Source organism: Propionivibrio sp., assembly GCF_029255185.1.
Classification (GTDB): domain Bacteria; phylum Pseudomonadota; class Gammaproteobacteria; order Burkholderiales; family Rhodocyclaceae; genus Propionivibrio.
Genome location: NZ_JAPUVO010000110.1, coordinates 1 through 23371 on the forward strand (window position 1 = coordinate 1; position 23371 = coordinate 23371).

Consider the following 23371-nt stretch of genomic DNA (forward strand, 5'->3'; position numbering starts at 1 on the left):
TCGCTGAAACTCGGGAAGCGAGCGGGGAAACGGCAAATCGTCTCGTTCAAGCACGTCGATAACCATGGCCATCCCAAGTTGGCACAGATGCTCAACATACTACCGGTAGTGGATTTGGGAGACAACCGGATAAGCACGGTTCGGTCTTTACGCAGTAGGCAAATTGCTGCACTTGTCACCACTGATCATGATCCTGCTATTTGGTCTGGCGCTTAACAATCCAAGCCTGATTACTCGCTTTCGTCCATTCAGAAACTGGGTTGACGAGCGCTACCCGGCAACACTCAATGAATTCAAGCTATTTACCGGCGAACTCACGTTTGCCGTGCGCGGTTTCTTCTTTATTCTGTTGGGCTACTGGACGGATCTTTCGATGCTCAATTCACCCCACGCCTGGATAACAGCGGGTGTGGTGCTGCTGGTCATTTATACCAGTCGCTACGCCATCCTGCAGATGGCCCGCGTCGATCTCGCCGATCCACTCACCTGGTTGGCGCCCCGCGGACTCATCACTGTTTTGTTGTTCATCGCGACCAAAGAAGCGATGAACTTACCGGCTTATATTGACGGGGCCATTATGCTGGTCGTGTTGATTTCCTCAAGCCTGACTGCTGTTGGTCGGGTACGCTGGGGGAAATTATCGGCGGCTACTTGACAGCTGTTTTGATCTGACATCGGCGTTGCCATTGCAGATATCTACGGTGTGCGGATCTGCGCTGTCAGTTTGCCGGTCGTTCCCTCAGGCTTTCTTTCCAATTGCCGCTATAGCCGAAATTGGGCGCAGGTACTTGGTCGGAGTACCAGAAGTCAGTGGAAGGAGCCACGTTCGGCGCCAGCAACCAGTGCGCCTGACCATTGGCATCCATCGCCCACCAGCGCGCCCCTTTGGGCGCATCTTTCCAATCGATCATCATCACCTCGACTGCATAGAACTGAGCGCTGATCATAACCCCGATCCACGGCGACAAAACGCATCCCGTTGGTTGTCACATGATCAGCGCCGCTTCCGCCTGCCTGCGAGCGATGAGTCCTGGTAACACCTTGCCCCCACCATAGACCCATCGGCGCAACTCCCGCGCCGCAGCACCCCAGTCACGCTGGTTGATCCGCCGCCGCAGCGTCGATGTCTGCAGCCGCCCTGCACCCAGATTGAACGTGAAGTCCACAATGGCTGCGAGCCGCGCCTCCGGCTTGGTGGCCAATACCGGGCAGTAGCGCAGCGTGGCAGCAAGCGCCGTCTGCAGATCGCGCGCCAAATAGACCTCGGCTTCCGCTTCGGTGATCGGCGGATGCTTCGGGTCGCAGAGGTGGCCGTAGCCAATCGTCCAGAAACCTGCGGGGCAGATGTAGGGAATTGCGGTGATCTCGACCCCACGCTTTGCCTTTCGCTCGAACCCCTCGAACCGCTTGGCCAGATCGATGGCGGCTTGCGGCACATCCATCACGGTCGCACCCGGTCAAACACGCGCCCCAGGAACCAGAAATTCAACACCCCGGCCCACAGCGCCTGATCGGCCTCCGTCCAGGCGTGCAGGATCGCGGTACCCCAACCGGCACCGGCGGTCACAGCGGCGGCGAACGCCGCTGTCTTGGCAGCGCAGTAGAGCGCCATGAACCAGTAGGTGATCACCGGGCGCACACTGATCGACAGCGCGTCGGCCCAGCGCACGCCAGAGCGCTGCCCCTGCGCCGCCACAGCCTCGCGCAAGGCTTCGATGGCCCCGGTATTCCACGCGGCGTCGGCAGCGGCACCGATCTCTGCCATCCGTTGCGCCCCGCGCAGCTTCTCGAACTCCAGTGCCTTGTCCTGCATCGCCAGTTCGTGACTGCGCTCACCCTTGCGGTCGAGCCACTTAAGAATTTCAGGTGCCAGACGGAAGGCCCCGCCGAGGAGGCCACCAAGCAGAGTCTCGATCATTGCCCACCCCCGAACAGCTTGAGTTTCAGGAACGCGCCTGCCAGCAGCGCCATCACCAGACCAGTGACCAGCATCTTCACGATGGTCAGGCCGGCGGTTTTCTTGGCCTCGTTGAATGCGTCGAGCAGACCACGCAGCTCACGGATGTCATGTGCAGCCTCCGGCCCGTCTAACCCGACGTCGGCCAGGGCGTGCCGGGCACCGCGCTCGGCGGCACGCTCCAAAATCGCCTCGAATTCTTCCTGCGGGATGGTCACCATCTTCCGGCGCTCGGTTTGGGTGGAATCCATGTTTTCGTCCTCCAGAAATGCAAAACCCGCCTCGTGGGCGGGTTCGCAGGTGTGAATTGGGGTTGCTTTGGCGTTACGGCTTCTTGCCACGTCCTTGGGTCGGACGCCCGGCCTTCCTGCTGGCCACGACGGCAGCGCCGCCTACCAGCCGGCGCATGGCCAGTGCGCGCTGCTTCGGATGCACGTCACCGCGCTCGATGGTGTCCTGCGCCTCGGCCAGGGCCAGCAGCGTGTCCTTGTCGCCCCCATCAGGCAGGGCATCGATGGCGGGTCTGACCCGCTCCAGAAATGTTGTCGATTGCTTCATTTCGATTCCTCCAATTGTCGTCAGACGGGAAACACCTGCTTGGCCACCGGTGCCTTGGTGGCGATGCCGTTCTTGATCTGCACGCGGTCGCCGCCATTTACAGCGTCGAGCGTCCGTGCGGTGACCGCACCCCGCTCGGTGGCCACGCGCACCACGGATCCATCGACGCCGACCACCGCGCCCACCACCGGCGCATCCGTGGCCAGCAGACGGGAAAGCTCCTTCAGCGCGAAGCTCATCGCGGCTGCTCCAGGGTGAGTTGAGTTTCGATGGCCGCCTCCGACACCGTGATCTGGATGCCGGTCACCTTGGCGCGATACGGGCTTGCCGTGGACGGATCGGTCGCCTCGACGATCTGACCGAGACGAATCCCCGGCCGAAAAACCACCGCCATCTCGACCCGGTTGAAGGCGTGGGCATTGGCATCCATCTCAGCCACACCCCGATGGATCAGTGCATCGTCGGCGAGCAGCGGCTCGACGATGGGCGATCCCTCACGCGCACCGTCGCCACGGTAGACCTCGATGATCACGCGCATCTCCTCATGATGTGGTCCCCTTGATGAGCGCCAGAATCGAGAAATCCGTCTCGCCGTTGAGCGTGGATGGCGACGACAGGGCATAGACCAGCGCCAGGGCGTCGTAGGTGACCTTGGCCACCGCCACGCCCTTGCTCGATGCCTTCACCGTGACCTTGTCGGACTGCAGCGTGAGTCCGCCGAGGCTGCGCCCGTACCAGACCGACTGCGAGATCGCCGAGCGCGCCGGCTTGGCGAGCTGCGCCGTATCGGCATCCTCGAACATCAGTTCCTCGGTCACCGTCACCACGGCGCTGCCTTGCGCCGAGAGCGATCCTGCCGAGCAGATGGTGTCGGTGATGCTGACGTTGTCGGACTTGTAAACGAGGATGTAGGCGGTTTCGCCCGGGCTGAAGGAACTGCGACCTCCGTTCAGGCCATCAGGCCGGGTGTCGACCTCGGCAGAAAGATGTCCGTCCGAACCCGAGCCGTCCGGGTTGCCGAATTGAACGCGAATGGTGGCATTGGCCATGATGTGTCCTCAGGCATCGACCAGCACGAACTGCACTTCCTCGTCGACGGGAAGCGCCACGCGCCAGTCGAGCGACGTGGTGGTGTAGGTGATTCGAAGCAGGCTGTAACCGCTGGTGGCCGCCGTGAGGCTCTGGCCCGAGGCGGTCACGTCGCCCAACCCGGTGTGTTGCCAGGCGAGGTTCACGATGGCGGTCACCGGGTATCGGGTGCTCGTCTGCCCCTCGATGAACTCGACCGTCTCACTCTCAGTGCGGGTGACCGCGCCAAGGCTCGCGATGACCGTGGACGGATGCCCGGTGTGGGCCAGCACCACCGCACGCTGGCTGGCGAGATAGGCGCGCACCGTGCCCTGGTAGGCGTCATCGGCATCGGCCATGTACTCGATGCGGTCGGCAGACGTGCCCGTGCCGCCTTCCTCGTTGGCGATGGTCACCCGGTTGTAGCCGCGCATCGGGGCGATCTGCGCCTGCGCCAACATCACGTCAGCATCAAACAGGCTGTGGGCGACGACGGCTTGCCCGTACTGCGGGATGCTGACTGGGTGACGGCGGCGGCAGACCACCGAGCCATCCGGGTTGCTCTCGACGATGCCGCCGATGGCCGCAATGATATTGCGGGCGGCCGCCAGCGGTGTCGCGCCTTCCAGCATCAGCCGGCCTGCCGGGATGATCCAGTCTGGCAGTTGCCAGTCGACCGAGCCGATCAGGAATTCCACAGCTGCACGCGCGGAAACCGCCCCGGCCTCGTAGTACCGGATCGTGCCGGCAAAGGGCGAGTCGAGCAGCGCCACGGGCGAGACTGCTGTCAGTTCCATCCGTTGTTCGGCGACCGAGGCACGCGACAGCGTCTTGCCGTCGACCACCAGCGCGAAGGTTTCCAGTCCCAGAACGAGGGTGATCGTGTCGCCGATGCCAATGGCGGCGAAATCGGTGATGGCCGCGATCTCGACCCGCGCGATCCAGACCGGGCTCTCCTCGTCGCAGGAAAGGGTCGCCTCAACGATGCGAATCCGCTGGTCGTGCCAGACGAGTTCCGGGCTGTTCACCACCGCCTGCAGACGGGCGTCATCGAGGATCGACCAGGACGCCGTCAGCCGCTTGGCAACCGGATCGACGTTGGTCACGTCGTACCCGAGCACCTGCCTGGCCGCGACCTGCTGGGTGAGCCAGTACGCCGCCCGCATCGATTTCCGGCAGGTGCCGAGATCGGTGTACGGAATGACGTGGCGAGCCTTGGTCTGATGCACGTCGCCCCAGGCCGCCGAGATGTTCCGGCGGTGCTGGCGCATGTCCCCGTAGGGATACCGGCTTCCACCTTCCAGCCGCAGCCCGTAGGGCGACTGGAGATTCTGCACAAAGCGGATCGACCAGCTTTCCGCGTGCTGCCACGCGCGTTCCCGAGCCAGTTCCCACGGTGTGGCATTGGTCACGAAGACTTCCGTCTTGCCCCACGCGGCCTCGAACCGCCGCTTGAGAACGGTTGGCCCCGAGTCGGCGTAGAGCCCCGCCCCCAGCGTGAGGGCGAGCGAGATCCCGAGGGTCATAACGGGCCGGCGTCCGGGTCGTCAAACTGGGGCGGGGCCGGCACGGCGTAGGGCTGATCCCACTCGTCGCCGATCATCGCGATCCAGCCCGGCACCACGGTCTCCTCCTGGGCGTAGCCGTCGGTGAGGATCAGAATCTCGTTGAACTCGCCGAGGATGCAGGCACTAATGCCGCCGTCCCGATTGGGGAACTGCGGCACAGCCATTTTGGGAATCGGCGACCCGGCGTGACGCTTGCCATTGAATGTCCAACCCTCGCCGAAGGGCGACCACGTGCCCGTCCAGGGGTACGTGTCGATCACTCCATCTTCGTCCTTCGCGTAGGCTGGCTCCCAATCGCCCCATGGATCCCAGATGCCGTAACGGGCGCACAGCCCCTGGTGGGTATCAGATGGATAGCGCCGCGATGTCGCGCCGGCAACAGCGAAGCGCATCGACACGCCGGTGGTGCTGTTGGTGTCGACCTGGCTGGCATGCAACCACCACCACCCAGCCGCGCCGTCGGCGGCGAACCAGACCGTGATCTCCGGCGAGGGATTGCCCACCCACGCGGAATGCACGATGGTGTAGCTGTGGGCGTAGGCATTGGCATCGAGGTAGTCGTTGCCGTAGACCGGGTACGCGAAGATCGCCCCGTAGGGGTCTTGATCCTGGAAGCTGAACGCCCAGTGCGGAACGTCATCATCGGCAGCGCCTGCCGGCGAGCCCATCCGGATGAAGTCGATGCCGTCGACGGTATCGAGCAACACGTTGAACCCGGCGTTCGTCACGTAGGTCTTGAGGTGTGCGAACAGGGTCTGCACGGCGGCCTTGTCGAACGTGCCGGCAGCCCACGTTTTCTTGAAGCCGACCCGGGGCATCACGCACTCTCCCCATGAATGGCCAATGACGTGAAGTCGTTCGCCAGGCTGAATGTCCCCGCCGGCACCTGGCGGCGATACCAAATCGGAATCGCGGCAGGCTGCGTCGCAAAGGTCACTATGTCGTTCATCTGGAACGTGCCAGCCCAAGCGATGGCCTTGATGGTGAAGTACGGCGTACCAGTCGCCGGGTTCAGCGGCGCGTAGTCAGCGCTGACCGATCCCGGGCTGGCCAGTGTGCCGACCGTGTTGCCCGACACCGTGAAGGTAGTGGTGCTCGTGAAGGTGAGCGTCCAGCTCTCCTCCACCGCCCCCTTGTTGTGGGCGATGAGATTGCCGACGGTGGCGGAATCGAAGCTGCCACCACCGCTGATGACCGACACCCCGGTGACGCCAGCCACCGCGCTGGGCAGTTCCAGCACGCTGGATACCAGCGTATTCGACGTGGCGTAACTGTTCACAAGCGCGGGTGAGACATCCACCGTGGCGAAATCGGTGCCGTAGCTCACTCCGCTAACCGTCACCCATTCCTCGTTGCCGGCACCGCCGGTGCTCGGTCGATCCGAGACGCGTACCACGTCGCCGACCCGGAGCGGTTGCAGGGTGGCGTACTCGGCGTTGTGTTCGCAGGCCACTTGAATCTGGACGGCCCCACCGACGATGGGTGCGTAGAGCGTGCCGATGCCATAGGGCCGACCGGCAATCTGATCTTCGGTGTCGGTCTGCGTGCCCGGCTGGAACACCACGAAATCGCCCGCAGGTGTCAGGCTGTCGAGGAACAGGCGCACGTTGAGTAGCGCCGTGTCCTGCGCACTGTTCACGTGAATGAAGGCCTTGCGCCACTTCACCGCGCCGGCCAGTCGCTCGGACTGCGAGACATCCGGGAATAGATTGTTCTTCACCCCGGACACCAGTTGCGAGAAGGCCATCCGACCGCCGTTCTGGGCGGGCGTGACGTCGGACATCAGGGCGGCGGGTCGCCAGATGATTTCATTGTCGAGAATAGGCATGGTTTCCTCTCATACAGTCATGAGCTTCAGGGTGGCGAGATAAAAATCGCCGGCTTGTGGATTGGCCACTGACACCAGCGGTCGAGCCTCGAAGGCGGGTGCGTCCTGATGGCGGAACATCACCTGCCGCGATTCACCGCGCAGGGTCAGGGTGTAGACGCCGCCCGGGCTTGCCGCGCGCAAGGCCAGCGCTTCGATCTGGGCGCGGGTGAACCAGCCAGCGTCGGATTCGGATTCCAGAGTGATGGGCAGCCCGGCCTGCAATTGGCCGTAGAACACCACCACCGATCCGTCGAGGGTGCGGCGCACGGATTGCGCGACGCGGCTGCTTGTCCATTCGTCGGACCAAAGGAGGCCCGCCGGCAGTTGAATGCCGTCCAAGATGATCACGTTGGTCTCCTACTGGAACTCGGGGCGGACGTGGTACAGAAAGCGAGTGCTGACCGAGCCGAGATCGGCGAGGCTGCCCACCTCGACCATGTCGCCGTTCGGCCCCAGCAGGTAGTCGCCCACCTCGAACCCGCCGTTGTCGAGGAAACTGCCGAAGCGTACCGACGGATGGATAACGATGTTCCGGTAGTTCGACCAACTGGCGGCGTTGTTGGCAATCACCGTCTGGAAGGCGGATCGCATCGCCGCATCGTCGATCAGCGTCCCACCCCGCGTGTAGAAGCGGTCGATCCACAAGACGTTCGAGAACGACTCGGGATAGGTCGGCGGGCTGTAGGTGACCGGCACGAACCAGCGAATGTCATCGCCATCCATCACTACGTATTCGGTAACACCGAGCATTGCCGCCACCTGCTGCATCATGGCGCGGGTGAGCGAGATCGACACCGCCTCCACCGGCACCCAGACGTTCTGGGATCCGTTCCAGGTGAGGCGTTCGCCGTTGATCATGATCGGCGCAGAAAGGCTTCCCCATCCCGAGTAGCCTGGCCAGGGGCGTTTGTGCCACGGGCTGCTCCAGTCATACATCGTCGTCTGGTAGCCGGTCACGAAGTAGGTTGCCGGATTGAGTAGCGGCTGGTAGCTGGGCTTGGTGATCGAGCGGTTGATGCTCGTGATCGCCACCGCATTCAGGTTGTACTGCTGCAGCGTGTATTCGTAGTCGTAACGCCCGTCAGGGGCGTATTTCTTGATCGCGCCCCACTCGGGCTCATATTGCGGGCCCCAACTGGACAGATCCCAATACCAGCGCTGCGTAGCTTTTTTCGCGGGTAGGTTGGCCGGCGTCGTTTCCGGATTGTCCGGTGCAGTCAGAAACAGGCTGAAGGATATCGAGCACTGGCCGTTGTACATCGAGATGTAGCTGCTGCCCCAGTTGCCCTGCCAGCCGTAATACGGCGACTGCGGATGCAATGGGTAGGCATTCCAGTTCGCCATCCCGGAAATCGAGACGCCGCCGGCCAGGTATTTCGTCTCGCCTGGCTCCAGATGCACCCACGCCTGCCAGCCCGAGGCTTGCACCACCAGTCCGACCGGGAAATCGAAGGTGTTGCCCACCTTGATCACGAAGCGGAAGGTGGTGATGTTTTTCATGTCGAACACGGCATCGAACAGGATGCCGGTTCCGTTCGCCGGCCACGGATAGAGCACCGGGCTGCGCGTGTAGGTCACCTCGAACGGCGGGATGATGCCGTCGGTCATTCCGGGCGTATAGCTGATCAGCGACGGCATGTGCGAAAGCCAGATCGACTTCCACGACATCCGCGTGTCACCGGAAAGGCCCAGCGCATTGCTGCTCACCGAGCGGCTGTAGGTCTGGTAGCCGTAGGCCAGTAGGATGTAGCGCATCCGGTAGGTGCCGGTCGTCGGCAGTCCGATGCTGGCCGGGTCGATGGTATTGAACCAGTAGAACCAGTCCACGTTGTAATGCCGGATGATGCCGTTGGCGTCCATCGACATCTGTTCCCAGCCACTCGGCCACCAACTCCAGGTGGTCATCTGGCCGGGCGAGTAGTTCGATCCGTGTACGCTCTGGTACCAGATCTGGCCCGACTCGACATGCAGCACTTCGATCACGGCCGCGATGCCGAAGTAGCCGCCCCCGGTGCTGACCTGATAGGAGAGCGGCTGCGCGGGATCGACCCGATCCGCGACGGCGGCCGGAATCGGTCGGGACTCGAAGCGCACCCACAGGTCGGCGACCCGGTCGATGATGAGGTGCAGGCTGCCGAGGAACTGCGAGCCGCTGCTGCCGGAGAATTTCAGGGTGCGACCGTAAAGCTCGAAATACGGGTCAGGCGTCACGGTCTGCTGATCCCGCCACTCCCAGCGGAAGTTGCCGCCCCCCGGCCCGTGCAGCACGTAGTTGAAATCGACCGGCTTGGCGAAGAGCTCGCGCCGCAGCATCGGACAAGGCGTGGGCGGCGGCGGAGTCGTCCCGCCCGCGAATGGCACCGACAGCCGCGCCTCGATACCGCTGGACTCGGTGGCGCTACCGCGTGTCGCCGCACCCCGGTCGAGGCGGCTGGAAACAGTGAGACGCAGGCCAGGCTCCGGTTGCGACTGCGATGCGTAGTGACGACTCTCGCACTGGCTGTAGGCCTGACTCGTAGCATTGTTGAGATCGCTGACGACCTGATCGTAGTAGCGGCGTGCCAGCGGACTGTGATCCGGCTGCGGCTGAATCCACCAGTAGTTGTTGCCGAACAGCCAGTAGAAATCCACGTTCTGCCAGTCGTAGATCCACCAGTCGCAGTCACGCTGCTGGCGCACTTCGTCCTGCGCGCTCTGCCAGCTGCAGGCGAAGAATTCGATGGGCACCGCCTGCTTGAGGTTGGCCTTGACTGGCCCACCCGGTGGCGGCATCACATCCGGCAGAGGGGTTGGCAACGGTTCCTTCATCACGCCCCCCGCGACAGTTCGCGCAGCGCCTGCGCCAGTTGCATCGCCGTCTCGCGCGAGGACTGCACGGTGTGTGGCTTGCCGCCCACATGGAAGCGCAAATCGACCACGTCTCGCGCGGATGCGCTTTCGCTGCCGGCCAGCATCGCCATCTGGCTCACGGCATTGCCCACCGCACCGCCAGCGGCGAAGCGCGGCATGGCGGGCAGGAACCCCGCGTTAAGCGAAGCGAAGAAGGCCTCGCCGAACTTACGCACGCTCGCCGCCCGGATGACGAACTCGCCGTGGGAGAGCAGCGCCGGCACCGAATCCGAGGTCTCGGTACCCGGCCCGAAGATGCGTCCCGACATCCGCCGAAATCCCTCGGCCACGGCCTGCCCACCTTCGGCCAGCTTCTGGATCAGCCCACCCTGGGCATTGGTGTAGACCTTGGTGACGTAGATCGTGTGGGTGCTCGAGGTCGGCCGCAGAAGTTCCGACACGGCCGCCCGGTACTGATTCAGGTCGGGCTGCACGGTGTGCGTGGCCGAGGTCGGCGCAGACAGCACCGTTTTGGCATCCAAGGCGAACGACGCCAGTTGCTGGCGGGGTTGATCGAAGGAAACCAGCGCCGGGATTTCGACGTTGGCACCGGCCAGCGTGCCCTTGAGCCGGTCGATATCGGCAATGACCTGACTCGTGTCGGCTTCGACCTTGGCGAGCAGTTGCAGGTTGTCCGCGTCGGACTTGAGTTTCTCCAGAGAGGCTTGCGCCTCCTTGGTATCGGCCTGAATCTTGGCGACGAGCTGCTGCGCCTCGGTCAGCGCCTTGAGTTTTTCGATGCCGGCCTTCGCGGCCTCAATGTCGACCTCGAGCTTGAGTTTGTCCTGCGCGAGCAGTTGCTGACGCAATTTGCCCAGTTCATCGGACACCGAAGCCAAGGCGCGTTTGGCTTCATCGGCACCCTGGCCGGCAGCGCTGGCAGCCTGCTTGTGCGCGTCGCCCAAGCCCTTTAGGGCCGCATCGGCAATGCCGGCCGCCTCCTTGATTTCACCGATGGCGGTCGCCGCCGCCTGGCCTTCGGACACCACGGTCTGGGTGACCGTCTTGCCGTTCTGCTCGACCTGGCGGGTCACCGCCGAGGCGGTACGCTCGGCCAGGGCGATGGCTTCCTCGGCAAGTTTGCGGGCCTGCTCGTAGTTGCCGGCAGCGAGTGCTGCACGGGCCTGCGCCTGCTTCTCGTCGATTTGCCGCAGCCGATCCTGATAGGCCGCGTACTCGTCCATCCCCTTGCGGGACAGTTCGCGAATGCGATCCTCGACAGACAGGCGCAGGTTGAGCCGTGCTTCATCGGCCGCCTTGGCCGCCTGCAGATGGCGCTGCTCCTCGGCAATCAGCCGGTCGACGGTGGCGCGGTAGGCCGACTCCAGTTGGCTGTTGATGGCGATGCGCGCCTCGACTGCCTGCCGCTCGATGGCCTGCACATCCTGACCGGCAGCGCGGGCGAGCGCCACGGCCTGACCGTAGGTCGCCTTCCAGGCCGACTCCATCTGCCGCGCCCCGGCTTCCACCGCAGTGAGTTTTTCGCGCTCGGAGGCAAGCAGAGCTTGCGCAGACTCGCGGATGGCAGCCGCCTCGGAGCGCGCGGCATTCTGGGCCGCCGCTTCCTGTCGCTTGTAGTTCGACTCGATCTCGGCAACGCGGGCATCCCAGATCGCCTTGATATCGGCGGCGACCTGTTTGTAGCTGGCTGAGAGTTGCTTGACGGTTTCGGCGGCTTTCTTGGTTTCGGCTTCGAGCGCCTGCCGGATCGCTTCGCCGGCCTGAGTGGCCGCGCCCTGGATGGCGCGCAGTGCATCTGCTGTTCCGGGCAGCGCGGCCTTCAATCGCTCAGCAGCCTGCGCGGCCAGCATCATCTGGGTTTTGACGGAGAGCGTGCCGGTATTGGCCAGTTCCTCCATCGCGGCGGTCAGCTGTTCCAGCTGCTGGCGCTGCCGGTTCATCTCGTCGATGGCGCGGTTGGTCTCGCGGATGTCCTGCACCATATTCACGATGCCGCGCCCCATCTCCCAGACGGCGACGGCGGCGAGCACCGGCAGGAAGCGCATGAAGGCCGCCTTGAGGACGTTCACCGCTTCGAGCAGCTTGGCCGCCGCTGCGACACCCTTGATGGCCAGCACGGTGACGACGATCTCGCCGAGCACGCGCAGCACCGCCATGATCTCTTCGCCGTGGCTGGCCAGGGCCACCAGTGCGTCAGCCAGCGCCTGCAGAGCCGGCAGCGCGGCTTCCGCCACCTTCATGGCGATACCGGAGAGAGCCTGCTTCACCGTGTCGAGCGTGTCGTTGAATTTCTCGGCGGCCTTGGCGGTGTCGCCGCTGATCTCGAGGCCCAGCTCCTTGAACTTCTGCTTGAGTTCCTCGATGCCGGCCCGCCCCTGGTTGAGGAAGGGGATCAGCTCGACCCCACTCTTGCCAAAGAGCTTCACGGCCAGTGCCGACTTCTCGGCCCCATCCGGCATGGCGGCGAAGGCATCGGCCAGATCGAGTAGCACTTCCTCGGTTGGGCGTAGCTGGCCGGTAGCATCCTTGACCGAGACGCCCAGCCGGCTGAAGGCCTCGACCTGCTCCTTCGAACCTCCCGCCGCCTCGACCATCGCGGTCGCCAGCTTCTGCATCCCCTTGGCCAGTCCCTCCAGCGAAATGCCGGACTGCTCGGCGATGGGTTTCAGGAGCGACAGTGACTCGACGGAAATGCCGGTTTTCTGTGAGAGCTTGGAGAGGTTGTCGGCGGTGTCGAGCGCCGCCTTGCCGGCGGCAACCAGCGCGCCCAGCGACAAGGCCGCTCCCAAACCAGCCAGCACGCCATTGACCTTGCTGGCGGCCATTGAGAGGCCCTCCAGATTTGCCTTAACCGAGGCGAGCGCAGCCTTGGTCTGGTCAATGGCAGTGATGAGAATTTGGGCGCGGTCAGAGGCCACGGGTTACAAACCTTGTGCGTTGAGTTGTTGCAGGATCGCGGTGGACAGCTTGGGCATTTGCGAGCGCACGAGGCCGGGCAAGTCGAAGCGCCCTCGCAGGGTCACGCTCGGCACCAGCACGGCGATGGGAATCTCCTGGCCGCGCTTGATCGACTTCGCGCCGGTGCGGCCGCGTTCGGCACGCTTGAAGCGGCGCAGTTCGGCTGTGTTGTCCTTGATGTTCTCGGCCATCAGGATCACCTTGCCGTTCTTCTCGATGAAGAAGGCATTGCCGGCGCGCATCAGGCCGTCGATCACGCGCCGGAACGCCTTGCGGCCGATGCGCTGGTGCTCGGGCAGAAGCGGAATCAGGAGTCGCCCGCCGATGGTGCCTCCACGGACGTGGATGCCCATCCACGAAATGCGCGAGCCGACCAGCAGCGCCGGGAATTTCTCAGGGCTGCCGGCATAGAGCTTGTGGCGCATCGACTTCACGAAGCCGGCTTTCCTTACCTTGAAGGCCGACTGCATCCGGGACTGGGCCGCCTGGGCGATCTCCTTGCCTGCGACCTTCATCCCGGCCTCGACCGCCTTCCGGATCGCCCGACGCTTCTCCGGCACCCAGCTGTCGAGCCGCTTCGGGTCGAGCAGGCCCGAGGTGGTGAGCGAGAGTTTCATCGAGAGAGTTCCTTCAGCAGCTGTTTGATCTCGGCGCTGCCGCCGCGTTGGGCAGTAACCAGCAAGGCGAACTGCGCCGCCAGATCGTCGCGTTCATCACGGTCGATGGCCGCGAGAAATGCCCGCAGTTGCGCGAGCGTGTAGCTCAGGACGTCGGGGTAACGGTGGCCGGATCGGATGAGCCGCTGGAGGGCATCTGACCAGGGATCAGCGTGCCGAGGGTTTGGCTCACCCGCGTGATTTCCGGTACCACGCGGCGGATAAAAAAATCCGCGTTGGCCCCGAACACCGCCTCGGCCAGCCGGATCGCGTCGTCCAAGGCAAGGCCCGACACCCAGTCCGGCGGGCGGCGGCAGGCGATGGCCAGCGCCAGGATCACCGACTCGCCGTCCTCGGACAGCAGGCGCAACCAGTCGGGATCGGGGCCGAGCTTGCCGGCGATGGGACGGATGGTGCGGGCGAAGATCGGCAGCTCGCCCACCTTGAGGGGCGTGATGTCGAGCGTCTCGCCGCCGATGATCACGGTTTCGGCAACCGGCGGCAGCGCCGCGAAGGTTTGCGCGTCCATGATCAGATCTGCACGATGCGGCCGAACTGACCCAGCACCGCGTCGTAGGGTTTCGTCGAATCGGCCAGCAGCGAGCCTTCCAGATTGAACTTGTTGTACTCGTTCGAGATCAGCGCCAGTTCCTTCAGTGGATCGAAGGCCACGCGGTAAAGCTCGACCAGCACCTTGGCGTTGCCCTGGGCGGTGTTGAGTCCCTCCAGGCGCAGGTAGCGCTCGGGCAGCGGCTGCGTGAAGATGCCGATCTCCGAGACGTCACCGAAGGCGTAGCTCGCCTTGAATGGGGCGGTGAGGCCGGTGGTATCCAGAAACTGGAGGGCACCGAAGTCGGTGTCGGCGGTGTAGTGTGTGCCCAGCGTCAGCGTGGCCGGCGTGCCGGCGGAATCCTTGACGACCAGCGTCGACACCTTGGGATGGGCAAGGAAGTAGCGGTCGCCGACCACCGGGGTTGCGCCACCCACCGGCTCGTCGGTCACCGTGCCGCCGGTCGTGGCGACGTGGGTGCCGTAAAGGGCGAGCGCGAGGTTTTCTTTGGTGAATTCTTCGATGGACAGATTGATCGTCGCCGACTTGCTCTTGATCATCCGGTGATCGAGCGAACGCTGGCCCGACTGCGACTCGTAGTGTTCCAGCACTTCGGTTTTGAGGGACAGCTTCAGGTCGGCGACGTTGCCGGGGCAGCGCACCTCGATAGGCAGGCCGTTGATGTCGCGCTTGCCGAGATAGACCCGGCCTTGGAAAGATGCGTAGTAGCTCACTTGGATTTCTCCTCATTGCGGGGGATGGGTTTCGGGATCGGCTGCACAGTCCGGGCGATGCCGGCATCGACAAGCCATTTCGCCAGGTCGTCGTCGAGCGTGATGACTGCACTCGGTGGGTAGGCGACGCCGGTGTGCGTGTGGGGTTTCAACAGTTCAACGGTTTGGTTGGGCATGGGTTCATCCTCGGGTTGAGAGATCGGCGGCCAGCGTGCGGTAGGTGATCTGGTAGCGAGCCGGAATGGCGGCTGCCGTGGCATCGGCGTCCTCCACATCCCACTCGCAGTCCAGTTCGCGGATGCCGAGACACAGGCCGCCAAGATTGGCGTCGGCCAGCAGCGCCGCGTGGGTGGCCACCAGCAACCGGTCGGCGATCACCTCCGGCGTTTCGCTGCCGGTTTCTCGGGCCAGTGCCACCACCCGCACGACCAGTTGCCGCTCGACGCGGTCGTTGGGGCGCTGGGAGATGGCATCGGACTCGGGGAACACCAGCAGGGCCGGCGACTGCTCGCGCGTGATACCGGTCGGCGGCGAGCGCAGAACCTGCGCCCCGACTGCGGCGGCGACAGGCACAAGAAGCCCCGTCACCGCTTGCAGAATCTGCTCGCGGATCGAGTTGGGCATGGCCAGTCCTACAGTCGGGTAAGCGAGGCGCGGGCCTCGGAGCCGTCGCCCATCGCGGTCACTTCTCGCACGCGATAGGACTGGCCCGCGATTTCCAGTGTGTTGCCTGCGGCCAGTGACGGCAGCCGGCTGACCGGATAGCGGATGGTGTGGTTGCGCGAGACGCCCAGACCGTCGAGCACGTCCTCATCGGGGGCACGGAAATCGACCATGACCTCCGTACCCCCGACGATTGCCCGCGTCAGCAGGTTTGAGCGTGCCGCCGCGTCGTAGATGTCCTCAACGAAGGCCATCAGGACGCCAGCACCTTCACCAGCACGGCTGGCCGATGGCACATCGGCAGCGGATTGGACTGGGTGTGGATGTCGGTACCGCGCTCGAACTTGCGAGGTTCCTGCTTGGCGTACAGCGGCTGGCCCAGTGTATTCGCCGTCTCGTTGAAGTCGGCGGGCGCGAAGTAAGTGGCGAAGGTATCCACCGTGCCGAGCGGGAAGGCGTGCCCCTCGCCGGCAGCGATGAAGCGATGCACGTTGTCGTCGCCGTCGCTGGCCTCGCCCGAATATTCCTCGAAGGTGATCCCGGCGAAGGTGAAACTCGAGCGCAGATCGGAACGCAGGGCCAGACCATCCTGCCAACGGTCGTAGGCAGCCTTGACGTTGTCGTGACTGGTCAGCGCGTCGAAGAATTCCTCGGAAACCAGGCAGTGCACTCCGCTCATCCGCTCGCCCTTGAGGTTCTTCTCGAGGTAGCGCTTGAGATCGAGGCACTTCTTCTTCACGTCCGTCGCAGCGTTGCTCAGCTGAAAGTTGACCACCTTCGGCGTGATGTCGAACAGGTCGAAGAGGTTGTAGAGCTCCGAGCCGTCGGCATCGAGGATGATGCCCTTGAGCGCGCCGATGCGCAGATGCTCCAGGGTGATGGCGTGCTTGTTGCGCATCGTCTGCAGGTGCTCGGCCATCACTGCCGCGACGGTCTGTACTTCGGTTTCGGAACCGAAGGCGCGGATACCCTGAACTTCCTCGGGCAGAACCACATCGTCGTGCGGGATGTGAGGGATGGCGAACGAGCGCAGCTTGCGTTTGCCGCGCTTGCCGACGGTGCCGGGCGAGCCGACAGGCATCGTCGGCAGCAGGGTCAGGATGCCGTTCTTCTCCTCCACCACGACGGAGCGGAAGCGCACCGGCTTGGTCGGGAACAGGCCCATGCTTTCCATGAGGCCGTAGTTGTTGGGCAGGATGTTGATGGCGGCGGTCAGCGCCGACATCGAGAACGATGGATTGTCGAAGGGGTTGTTCATGGTCAGACTCCTTTGCGGATGAGGACGCCGAGGCTCTTGAGCTGCAGGACGGCGGCCTGCTTCTCGGCGGCGGTGATGGCGGCGGGCCAGGTCAGGGCGTGGTCGGCGACGATGGCGTGACGCGCCACCATCAGTCCGTCCTCACGGTCGATGAGCGCCGCGTCACACGGCTGCATCAGCACACCTGCGGCGTACTGACTGCCGTCGGTGGCGCTCGGGTCGATCTGCTTGACCTTGCCGGTGGCGGTCACGATGCCGACCACCGCACCCAGGGGCAGCGTCTGGCCGGAGGCGACCGTCACCTGGTCGCGGGAAAACAGGTTCGGCGCTTCGTACTTCAGAAGGTCGCCGAGGTTGAGTCCTTCGGTGATGGCGGGCATTTCAGTTCTCCTTGCCGGCACGGGCACGAGCGGCCATCACCAGCGGGTTGTCGTTGAGGGATTGGGGATTCGGCTTGGCCGCATCCGGTGCGATGTGGCTGGTGATTTCCGGACTGTCGGCGCGGGCGGTCAGCAGTTGGCTGCGCACTTTGGCGGGCGACGTGCGCGCGGCGAGGTGACCGGGGATGCGTTCGGGGCAGCCGGCCAGCGCGCAGAGTTCGGCGACCTCCTGGGCGTCGTCGATGGTCATTGCCGGGGTGGGCGTTGCAGGAGTAGCGCGATCAGGATCAACGCCAGTCCCATCAGCAGCAGGGGTTGCGGGTTCATTCATGGATGTCTCCAGTCTGAGTTGCGAGGAAATGCCCTGCGCGGCCGCGACCGTGGAAACGGCAGCCGGCAACACAAGACGTTGGGAAAGCGAATCGGTGAGTTCGAGCAGCACGTCGTCGAAGGTGCCGACGGCATCGGCAAGCCCTGCGGCGACCGCGTCGGCCCCGAAATAGATGCCGGCCTCGGTGGCCCGCACCGCGTCCGCCGAGAGATTCCGGTGGCGGGCGACGGTATCGACGAACAGGTCATAGACGCGCCCGACTTCGGCCTTGAGAAAAGCGTGCGCTTCGTCGGAGATCGGCTCGTGCGGGTTGAGATCGTTCTTGCGCGCCCCGGCGAAAACAGTCGTGTAGCGCACGCCGTCCTTGGCATCCTTCACCGACTGGTCGGCGTGCATCGCAATGACCCCGATGGAGCCGACGCCGCCGGTGCGGGTGACGATGAGACGACTGGCGGCCGAGCCGATGGCATAGGCCGCCGAGAAGGCCATGTCGTTGGCCAGCGCCCAGACCGGCTTGACCTTCGTGGCAGCGTGTACCCGGTCGGCCAGATCGAACACGCCACCCGATTCGCCACCGGCACTGTCGATGTCGAGCAGGATCGCCGCGACGTTGGGGTCAGCCACCGCCGCGTCCAACATCGTGGCGACGCCCTGGTAACTGGCGAGGCCGGATTCGGCTTCCAGTCCGACCGTGCGGCGCACGAGCGTTCCGTAGACCGGCAGCACGGCGATGCCGGTGGCACCGCTCGGTGTGGCGACTCGATCCGGAATGGCATCGCTTGGCACGGCCGCCTGCGGCAGACCAATGCGCGGGCCCAGCACAGCGAGGATCACCTCGAGCTTGGGGCGATGGATCATCAGCGGCCCACCGAAGAGGCGCGCCGCCATATGGGGCAACAGAGTCATGGGATCAGTCCTGAGGTGGGGGCGGCGGGGTTGCCGTAGCGGCCTTGGCGGCCTTGCGCGGATCGGAATCGAGGATCAGTCCGAGCGCATCGGCCCGGGCGTTGTCGGCGGCGATCTCGCGGTCGACGTCCTCGGCGTCCATGCCGAAGGCCGAGATCGCCTCCGACCGGGACATCAGACCGGCACGAATCGCCAGCAGCATTGCCTTGAACTCTTTCTCCGGATCGACCCACTGCCAGCCCTGCGGAATCCACTTGCAGGCGGCGTACTCGCGGCGACGGCGGGCAAACCCTGGTGCGGTGACGGCACCGGAGAGCACAGCCTGATCTAGCCAGGCATTCCACACCGGGCGGCACAGTTGATGGACGATCACGCCGTGCTGGATGGCCTCCATTCGGCGGCGAAACTCCAGCAGCCCGGCGCGGATGGACGAGTAATTCACGCCCGTCAGGTCGCCGGTCAGTTGCTCGTAGGTAATGCCGATGGCGGCGGCCACTGCCCGAAACTGGGTGCGCAGAAATTCCGCGTAGCTGCCACCTACATCAGCAGGGTCGGAGAATTTCACATCCTCGCCCGGCTCCAGGATTTGCAAGGTACCCGGCTCCAGGCCAGCGAGCGCCACGCCGTCGGCATCCGACAGGCCTTCGCCCATAAGATTGTCCTCGGGGGCAAGGCGGGTGATGAAGCCGGCGAACATCGCGGCGGTTTTCTTGCGCACCAGTTCGGCGTCGTCGTACTGGTCGAGCTCGTTCAGCTTCACGAGTGCCCGGGCCAGCCACGGCTCGCCGCGAATCTGGCCGGGCCGCAGCACGCGGTAGAGGTGCATGATCTCGGCCGCCGGCACCCGCACGGTATCCTGCCCACCCTGGCCCGACATCGGCGAGAGCCGACCGTCCTCGGGGTGCGAGCGGTAGAGGTGGTAGGCCACACGCCGCCCCATCGCATCGAACTCGATGCCGGAGCGCACCACGTTGCCCGAGGGCAATTCGGTGTTGAGCGTCAGCGGCAGGTGCTCGGCTTCCAGCAGCTGCAGTTGAAGCGGCACGGTCAGACGATCCTCGGGACGCCGGGGGCGCAGCCGGATGAAGCACTCACCGCCCTCGCACATCGCACGCGCGGCGAGGGACTGCAGACCATAGAAATCGGTCTGCCCCGTAGCGTCAGCTTCTTCCGTCCAGTCGCGCCAGAGCGCTTGCACGGCGACGCGGAAGGTTTCGTCCTGCGCCATCGACTGCGGCTTGATTCCGGTGCCGACGGCATTGGCGACGAAGGCCTCGATGCCGGCATTGGCCCAGGCATTCCGGCGCACCAGATCCCGGGATTTGACGCGCAGCTCGTTGGAGGTCGCCAGCATTGCGGCCACCGCGCCGGGATTGCCCGGCATCCACGCGAGTGCGCGACGGCCGCGCCCGGCTGCCTCGTGCGCGGGCGCACCGGCGAACAGGGTACGAATTCGGGTCATCCAGCTCATCAGAAGCCCTTCCCGGTGGTCACTCGGATCTGGCGCGGCGCACGCGGATACAGGCCGGTGGCTACGGCATCCTTGTGCATTGCGGCTTCGACCTCGGCGATGGCCTGCTTCAGTTCCTCGACGGTGCGGTACTCGACCGTCTTGTCGCCGAAGGTGACGCGCTTCTCGCCCTTGGCCAAGGCATCACGTAGGGCCTGCAACTGGGCTTCGGTGTAGGTCGAGATGCTCATCGATAGACCACCAGGCTGATTTCTGGCGTGTCGGCCAACGACGCCGAGGACGAGATGCAGACGATCTCCAGGCCTGCCTCGATTTTTCCGTCCGTTGTGCCTCGGGCCGCCGCAAAACGGATGGTTCCCGTCGCGGTATTGCTCCTGCCGGTGGCGACCCAGCAGTACTTGGCATCGGGAAACGGCGTCTCGAACTCGATGCGGTAGCGGCCCGTTCCCAAGCGGGTCACCGAGGAGACGTTGTAGGCGGCGCGAAGCTGGATCGCGCCACCCACATAGCCGAAATTCACCCAGGCCCGGGCAAGCCCGGGATGCTCGGGACGGATCAGGCCCTTGATCTCGGTGCCGATGCGGGTGGCGAGCGCCGACAGTTGCGCGACGAGGCCCATCACTTACACCAGGGCGGCGTTGAAGATCGCCACGAAGTCGGTGCTTGTGTCACCGATGTCAGTAGCGGCGACCGCGCCAATGTTGTCGCGCGCTTGCGTCTGCTCGGGGACGGTCAGCGTTTGCGCCGCATCGAAGCGCACGCGCTTGTCGATGGCAGCAGTCAGCGCGGCGATGCCGGTCTGGTCGTTTTGCAGCGCTTGCTGGAGTTCCAGCAGGGTGTCGTAGGCAGGGTCGGCACCGCCGAGGATGTCGGCCTTGAGGGCATCGAGCACCGAGACGATCTTCGACGAGGAGTAAGTGCTGGTGGTCGCAACCGTCAAATCGTCGATGGCCACCGCCGTCAGGATGGCGGCCTTCAGTTCGTTGATCGCCGCCACCAGGCTCGACTTGTCGGTGGTGGTCAGCGCGGTCAGCGTGCCGGTGCGACCCTTGACGGTGTTGAATTCTTCCGCGACGCGCAGGACGAAGCTGTTGAGTTGGGTTTGCAGACTCATGGTGGGGTTCTCCAGTGGTGGTGATCAGTTGAACCAGCGGCTGCGAATCACGCGCCGGCCCGTTCTCGGGGTTCCAGAAACAGCGAGGCCACCGCGTTGGGTGGCCTCAGTGGGTTGTTCGATTTGCGGATCGGGATCGCCGGGCGGCGAGAGTCCGATTTGTCGTTCCAGTTCGCGCCAGTGCCTTTCCTCGAAGCGGTCGAGGCCGGCAGCACTGGCTGCCGCGCGGGCATACACGTAGCAGTCCAAGGCTTCGTTGCGCTCGCGCATCTTCTGCCACTCGCGGATAGCGAAGCCGTTGCGGTCGCGGCGCGTGATCAGTTGCTCGGCGCACAGCTGCTGCACGAATTCGGCATCGACCTTCGGCAGGTGCACGAAGCCGGTGGGGTAACGCAGGGTGACCCCATCCTCCAGCACGTCGGCGGCTTTGCGCAGGTTGTTGTAGAACTCCAGCTTGGCAATGCCGACCGCAACCGAGAACACCTTGATGCCCCGGCGCAGCTTCTTGCCGCCCTGCGAGAGGTCGACCGCCGTCGGCGTGCCGATCAGGGCCGCCCCCTTGGGCACCCCCTTGACCGCCATCACGCGGGGATCGCGCGCCAGACGCACGAAGGTGTAGGCCTCCTGCGTAGCGAAGCCCGTGTCCAGGGCGAACCGGGCGAGCGGCAATTGCGCGCCCGACTCGTGTGACCACGTCTCGGCGATCAGCTCACCAAGGCGTTTCCACACCGCATCGCGGGCGGTGTCGCCCATCAGCACCCGGTGTTCGACGAGCCAGGATTCCTTGCCGCGCCCGAAGGCCCAGATCGACGCCTCAATGCGATCCTTCTGGACGTCGGCACCACCAACCAGCAGCAGGCCGCCGACCGGGATGCGTCCAATGGAATACTCCTCGCGCCGCTCGATGAGGCGCTGCCAGTCGGGGGCTTCGCCTTCCTCGACCCACGTCTCGCCAAGCTCTGTGTTCTTGAAGGTCTTGATGGCGGCCGCCGATCCGGATTCCTTGTTCACTGCACTCTCCCAGGCGGCGGCGATCTCCCGCCAGCTACGCCAGCCGACCGGGCTGTACAGGGACGAGAGGTGGAAGCCGGCGGTCTTGGCCCCGTTCTCCGGCACCAGCGCACGCCACTCACCGTGTTCCAGCATCCAGGTCTTGTGCTGCTCCGGGATCGGCTCGTCGCACGCCTCGCACACGTAGGCCGCTGTTTCCGGCTGTCCCTTCTCCCAGCGCAGCTGCTCGAAGCGCAGCCACTGCCGGTGCGAGCAGTGCGGGCACGGCAGGAAGTAGCGGCGCTGGTCGCTGGCCTCGTACTCGCGCTCGATGCTGCTGGCCCCGGCGATGGTCGGCGTCGAGACGATGAAAATCTTCCGCCGCGCGAAGGTGCGCGTGCGCGCTTCTGCGAGCGAGATCGCATCGCCCTCGCCATCGACGTCGGACGGATAGCCGTCGACCTCGTCGAGGAAGAGATACCGCACCGGCATCGAGCGCAGGCCGACCGCGCTGTTCGCGCCCGTCATCACCAGCACGCCGCCGCGAAACTCCTTCGCCAGAATGGTGTTGCCGGCATCGCGGCTCCGCGCCGGCGCGATCAGTTCCGCCAGCACCGGCGACTCCTCGATCAGCGGGTCGATCCGCTGCTTGGAGTTGCGCTTGGCCATCTCCACCGTCGGTGACACCGCCATCATCGGGCCAGGGGCGTGGTGGATCACGTAGCCGATCCAGTTGTTGCCCATCTCGGTCGCGCCCAGTTGCGCCGCCTTCATGAACACGATGCGCTCCACCGCCGACATTGGCGACAGGCAATCCATGATCGCCTTCAGATACGGCGTGCGGCTGGTGCGCCAGCGGCCCGGCTCGGCGGATGCCTTGCTGGAGAGCATCCGGTGGCGATCCGACCACTCCGATACCGTGAGCAAGGGATCGGGCGTCAGCCCCTCCCGCCAGGCACGCTCGATGTCGAGCGCCCCTTCGTAATCTGCATCCAGCATCAATCTACCCGTGGGCGAACCTCGCCCAATTCCTGCAAGTGTTCCCGCACGGCGGTTTCCAGCGCGACGTGCAAGGTATGAACATCGACGCCGAGCTTCGCCGCCATCTGCGCCGAAATGCGCGCCGGCCAGTTGAGCCAGGCGTCCCGCTCGGCGCGGGCCAGCTTGAAAACGTGGGCGATGGCCTGTGGCCGGTCGACCAGTTCACCCTTGAGGCGCGCCAGGCGCACCTTGTTGGTCTGTGCCTTGACCACCTCGTTGACGGTGCGGGCCTGCAGCAACGACGTGCCACCAGCATTCAGCGCAGGAGCGACCGGCTCGCCGGCAGGCTCCTTGACCGCGACCGTTTCAGACCGGCGCTTGGTGCCCTCCTTGGGCGTGTCGGAATTCTTCGCCCAGTCCCGGTCGGCCTTGTCCGGATCGATGCTGCCATCGGCCTCCGGCGTGATCCGCCCGGCACGAATGGCCTTGTGCACGGCGGTGTCCGACA

At 64.7% G+C, this 23371-nt stretch carries 30 protein-coding genes; 1 reads left to right on the forward strand and 29 read right to left on the reverse strand.

Going from position 1 to position 23371, the window contains the following annotated elements:
* The first annotated feature begins 172 nt into the window (after positions 1-172).
* Positions 173-655 carry a hypothetical protein gene (locus Q1J43_RS09860; protein ID WP_301102326.1) on the forward strand — a complete coding sequence of 161 codons (483 nt, stop codon included), beginning with the start codon at positions 173-175 and terminating at the stop codon, positions 653-655.
* 64 nt (positions 656-719) lie between these two features.
* On the opposite strand, the gene Q1J43_RS09865 is transcribed toward Q1J43_RS09860, so the two are convergent.
* The 29 genes from Q1J43_RS09865 to Q1J43_RS10005 form a co-directional block, all read right to left on the reverse strand.
* Positions 720-947, reverse strand: a complete 228-nt coding sequence (locus tag Q1J43_RS09865; protein WP_301102327.1) for a hypothetical protein — start codon at positions 945-947, stop codon at positions 720-722.
* Between the two features lie 39 nt (positions 948-986).
* On the reverse strand, positions 987-1442 hold the full coding sequence (locus tag Q1J43_RS09870; protein WP_301102328.1) for a lysozyme: 456 nt from the start codon (positions 1440-1442) through the stop codon (positions 987-989).
* Entirely contained in the window at positions 1442-1918 is a 477-nt protein-coding gene (locus Q1J43_RS09875) for a hypothetical protein (RefSeq protein ID WP_301102329.1), read from the reverse strand. The genes Q1J43_RS09870 and Q1J43_RS09875 overlap by 1 nt, the downstream gene beginning before the upstream one ends.
* Positions 1915-2208, reverse strand: coding sequence for a DUF6127 family protein (locus tag Q1J43_RS09880; protein WP_301102330.1), 294 nt, complete (start codon positions 2206-2208; stop codon positions 1915-1917). The genes Q1J43_RS09875 and Q1J43_RS09880 overlap by 4 nt, the downstream gene beginning before the upstream one ends.
* A 73-nt stretch (positions 2209-2281) precedes the next feature.
* A complete protein-coding gene (locus Q1J43_RS09885; protein WP_301102331.1) occupies positions 2282-2515 on the reverse strand; it encodes a hypothetical protein in 234 nt (77 codons plus the stop codon).
* Between the two features lie 20 nt (positions 2516-2535).
* Positions 2536-2754 (reverse strand): hypothetical protein, encoded by a 219-nt coding sequence (locus Q1J43_RS09890; protein WP_301102332.1) that lies wholly within the window; start codon positions 2752-2754, stop codon positions 2536-2538.
* Complete coding sequence (locus Q1J43_RS09895; RefSeq protein ID WP_301102333.1) at positions 2751-3047, reverse strand: hypothetical protein; 297 nt, start codon at positions 3045-3047, stop codon at positions 2751-2753. The genes Q1J43_RS09890 and Q1J43_RS09895 overlap by 4 nt, the downstream gene beginning before the upstream one ends.
* A gap of 10 nt (positions 3048-3057) precedes the next feature.
* On the reverse strand, positions 3058-3564 hold the full coding sequence (locus tag Q1J43_RS09900) for a hypothetical protein (RefSeq protein ID WP_301102334.1): 507 nt from the start codon (positions 3562-3564) through the stop codon (positions 3058-3060).
* Positions 3565-3573: 9 nt separating this feature from the next.
* On the reverse strand, positions 3574-5109 hold the full coding sequence (locus Q1J43_RS09905) for a hypothetical protein (protein ID WP_301102335.1): 1536 nt from the start codon (positions 5107-5109) through the stop codon (positions 3574-3576).
* Positions 5106-5969: a hypothetical protein gene (locus tag Q1J43_RS09910; RefSeq protein ID WP_301102336.1), complete on the reverse strand. Its 864-nt coding sequence runs from the start codon at positions 5967-5969 to the stop codon at positions 5106-5108. Before Q1J43_RS09910 ends, Q1J43_RS09905 begins: the two co-directional genes overlap by 4 nt.
* Positions 5969-6979 (reverse strand): hypothetical protein, encoded by a 1011-nt coding sequence (locus tag Q1J43_RS09915; protein ID WP_301102337.1) that lies wholly within the window; start codon positions 6977-6979, stop codon positions 5969-5971. The genes Q1J43_RS09910 and Q1J43_RS09915 overlap by 1 nt, the downstream gene beginning before the upstream one ends.
* 9 nt (positions 6980-6988) lie before the next feature.
* Positions 6989-7369, reverse strand: a complete 381-nt coding sequence (locus tag Q1J43_RS09920; RefSeq protein WP_301102338.1) for a hypothetical protein — start codon at positions 7367-7369, stop codon at positions 6989-6991.
* Positions 7370-7378: 9 nt separating this feature from the next.
* Positions 7379-9817 (reverse strand): hypothetical protein, encoded by a 2439-nt coding sequence (locus Q1J43_RS09925; protein ID WP_301102339.1) that lies wholly within the window; start codon positions 9815-9817, stop codon positions 7379-7381.
* An 11-nt stretch (positions 9818-9828) separates the two neighbouring features.
* Entirely contained in the window at positions 9829-12789 is a 2961-nt protein-coding gene (locus Q1J43_RS09930) for a hypothetical protein (RefSeq protein ID WP_301102340.1), read from the reverse strand.
* Positions 12790-12792: 3 nt separating this feature from the next.
* Complete coding sequence (locus Q1J43_RS09935) at positions 12793-13446, reverse strand: DUF6441 family protein (protein WP_301102341.1); 654 nt, start codon at positions 13444-13446, stop codon at positions 12793-12795.
* 145 nt (positions 13447-13591) lie between these two features.
* Positions 13592-14014 carry a DUF6631 family protein gene (locus Q1J43_RS09940; RefSeq protein ID WP_301102342.1) on the reverse strand — a complete coding sequence of 141 codons (423 nt, stop codon included), beginning with the start codon at positions 14012-14014 and terminating at the stop codon, positions 13592-13594.
* Between the two features lie 2 nt (positions 14015-14016).
* Positions 14017-14769, reverse strand: a complete 753-nt coding sequence (locus Q1J43_RS09945; protein ID WP_301102343.1) for a hypothetical protein — start codon at positions 14767-14769, stop codon at positions 14017-14019.
* Positions 14766-14945 (reverse strand): hypothetical protein, encoded by a 180-nt coding sequence (locus Q1J43_RS09950; protein ID WP_301102344.1) that lies wholly within the window; start codon positions 14943-14945, stop codon positions 14766-14768. Before Q1J43_RS09950 ends, Q1J43_RS09945 begins: the two co-directional genes overlap by 4 nt.
* Before the next feature lie 4 nt (positions 14946-14949).
* On the reverse strand, positions 14950-15393 hold the full coding sequence (locus Q1J43_RS09955) for a hypothetical protein (RefSeq protein ID WP_301102345.1): 444 nt from the start codon (positions 15391-15393) through the stop codon (positions 14950-14952).
* 8 nt (positions 15394-15401) lie between these two features.
* Positions 15402-15728 carry a hypothetical protein gene (locus Q1J43_RS09960; protein WP_301102346.1) on the reverse strand — a complete coding sequence of 109 codons (327 nt, stop codon included), beginning with the start codon at positions 15726-15728 and terminating at the stop codon, positions 15402-15404.
* Positions 15686-16690 (reverse strand): major capsid protein, encoded by a 1005-nt coding sequence (locus tag Q1J43_RS09965; RefSeq protein ID WP_301102347.1) that lies wholly within the window; start codon positions 16688-16690, stop codon positions 15686-15688. The genes Q1J43_RS09960 and Q1J43_RS09965 overlap by 43 nt, the downstream gene beginning before the upstream one ends.
* Before the next feature lie 2 nt (positions 16691-16692).
* Positions 16693-17070 carry a head decoration protein gene (locus Q1J43_RS09970; RefSeq protein WP_301102348.1) on the reverse strand — a complete coding sequence of 126 codons (378 nt, stop codon included), beginning with the start codon at positions 17068-17070 and terminating at the stop codon, positions 16693-16695.
* Between the two features lies 1 nt (position 17071).
* Entirely contained in the window at positions 17072-18307 is a 1236-nt protein-coding gene (locus tag Q1J43_RS09975) for a S49 family peptidase (protein WP_301102349.1), read from the reverse strand.
* 4 nt (positions 18308-18311) lie between these two features.
* Complete coding sequence (locus tag Q1J43_RS09980) at positions 18312-19778, reverse strand: phage portal protein (protein WP_301102350.1); 1467 nt, start codon at positions 19776-19778, stop codon at positions 18312-18314.
* Entirely contained in the window at positions 19778-20008 is a 231-nt protein-coding gene (locus Q1J43_RS09985; protein ID WP_301102351.1) for a hypothetical protein, read from the reverse strand. The genes Q1J43_RS09980 and Q1J43_RS09985 overlap by 1 nt, the downstream gene beginning before the upstream one ends.
* The gene (locus tag Q1J43_RS09990; protein ID WP_301102352.1) at positions 20005-20397 is read right to left on the reverse strand and encodes a hypothetical protein; all 393 of its coding nucleotides are present in this window, start codon (positions 20395-20397) and stop codon (positions 20005-20007) included. The genes Q1J43_RS09985 and Q1J43_RS09990 overlap by 4 nt, the downstream gene beginning before the upstream one ends.
* 3 nt (positions 20398-20400) lie before the next feature.
* On the reverse strand, positions 20401-20892 hold the full coding sequence (locus Q1J43_RS09995; RefSeq protein WP_301102353.1) for a hypothetical protein: 492 nt from the start codon (positions 20890-20892) through the stop codon (positions 20401-20403).
* Positions 20893-20916: 24 nt separating this feature from the next.
* Positions 20917-22881, reverse strand: coding sequence for a phage terminase large subunit family protein (locus Q1J43_RS10000; RefSeq protein WP_301102354.1), 1965 nt, complete (start codon positions 22879-22881; stop codon positions 20917-20919).
* On the reverse strand, positions 22881-23371 hold a 491-nt coding region (locus Q1J43_RS10005; RefSeq protein ID WP_366141877.1), incomplete at its 5' end, for an elements of external origin. The genes Q1J43_RS10005 and Q1J43_RS10000, both read right to left, overlap by 1 nt.

Excerpts from the sequence above, each read along its gene's own strand:
- Q1J43_RS09910 (WP_301102336.1), bottom strand. The coding sequence starts at position 5,969 with ATGCCCCGGGTCGGCTTCAAGAAAACGTGGGCTGCCGGCACGTTCGAC.
- Q1J43_RS09990 (WP_301102352.1), bottom strand. The coding sequence starts at position 20,397 with ATGGGCCTCGTCGCGCAACTGTCGGCGCTCGCCACCCGCATCGGCACC.
- Q1J43_RS09955 (WP_301102345.1), bottom strand. The coding sequence starts at position 15,393 with ATGCCCAACTCGATCCGCGAGCAGATTCTGCAAGCGGTGACGGGGCTT.
- Q1J43_RS09970 (WP_301102348.1), bottom strand. The coding sequence starts at position 17,070 with ATGCCCGCCATCACCGAAGGACTCAACCTCGGCGACCTTCTGAAGTAC.
- Q1J43_RS09875 (WP_301102329.1), bottom strand. The coding sequence starts at position 1,918 with ATGATCGAGACTCTGCTTGGTGGCCTCCTCGGCGGGGCCTTCCGTCTG.
- Q1J43_RS09885 (WP_301102331.1), bottom strand. The coding sequence starts at position 2,515 with ATGAAGCAATCGACAACATTTCTGGAGCGGGTCAGACCCGCCATCGAT.
- Q1J43_RS09950 (WP_301102344.1), bottom strand. The coding sequence starts at position 14,945 with ATGCCCAACCAAACCGTTGAACTGTTGAAACCCCACACGCACACCGGC.
- Q1J43_RS09915 (WP_301102337.1), bottom strand. The coding sequence starts at position 6,979 with ATGCCTATTCTCGACAATGAAATCATCTGGCGACCCGCCGCCCTGATG.
- Q1J43_RS09935 (WP_301102341.1), bottom strand. The coding sequence starts at position 13,446 with ATGAAACTCTCGCTCACCACCTCGGGCCTGCTCGACCCGAAGCGGCTC.
- Q1J43_RS09900 (WP_301102334.1), bottom strand. The coding sequence starts at position 3,564 with ATGGCCAATGCCACCATTCGCGTTCAATTCGGCAACCCGGACGGCTCG.
- Q1J43_RS09995 (WP_301102353.1), bottom strand. The coding sequence starts at position 20,892 with ATGAGTCTGCAAACCCAACTCAACAGCTTCGTCCTGCGCGTCGCGGAA.
- Q1J43_RS09890 (WP_301102332.1), bottom strand. The coding sequence starts at position 2,754 with ATGAGCTTCGCGCTGAAGGAGCTTTCCCGTCTGCTGGCCACGGATGCG.
- Q1J43_RS09965 (WP_301102347.1), bottom strand. The coding sequence starts at position 16,690 with ATGAACAACCCCTTCGACAATCCATCGTTCTCGATGTCGGCGCTGACC.
- Q1J43_RS09865 (WP_301102327.1), bottom strand. The coding sequence starts at position 947 with ATGATCAGCGCTCAGTTCTATGCAGTCGAGGTGATGATGATCGATTGG.
- Q1J43_RS09870 (WP_301102328.1), bottom strand. The coding sequence starts at position 1,442 with ATGGATGTGCCGCAAGCCGCCATCGATCTGGCCAAGCGGTTCGAGGGG.
- Q1J43_RS09980 (WP_301102350.1), bottom strand. The coding sequence starts at position 19,778 with ATGAGCTGGATGACCCGAATTCGTACCCTGTTCGCCGGTGCGCCCGCG.
- Q1J43_RS09905 (WP_301102335.1), bottom strand. The coding sequence starts at position 5,109 with ATGACCCTCGGGATCTCGCTCGCCCTCACGCTGGGGGCGGGGCTCTAC.
- Q1J43_RS09975 (WP_301102349.1), bottom strand. The coding sequence starts at position 18,307 with ATGACTCTGTTGCCCCATATGGCGGCGCGCCTCTTCGGTGGGCCGCTG.
- Q1J43_RS09880 (WP_301102330.1), bottom strand. The coding sequence starts at position 2,208 with ATGGATTCCACCCAAACCGAGCGCCGGAAGATGGTGACCATCCCGCAG.
- Q1J43_RS09940 (WP_301102342.1), bottom strand. The coding sequence starts at position 14,014 with ATGGACGCGCAAACCTTCGCGGCGCTGCCGCCGGTTGCCGAAACCGTG.
- Q1J43_RS09985 (WP_301102351.1), bottom strand. The coding sequence starts at position 20,008 with ATGAGCATCTCGACCTACACCGAAGCCCAGTTGCAGGCCCTACGTGAT.
- Q1J43_RS10000 (WP_301102354.1), bottom strand. The coding sequence starts at position 22,881 with ATGCTGGATGCAGATTACGAAGGGGCGCTCGACATCGAGCGTGCCTGG.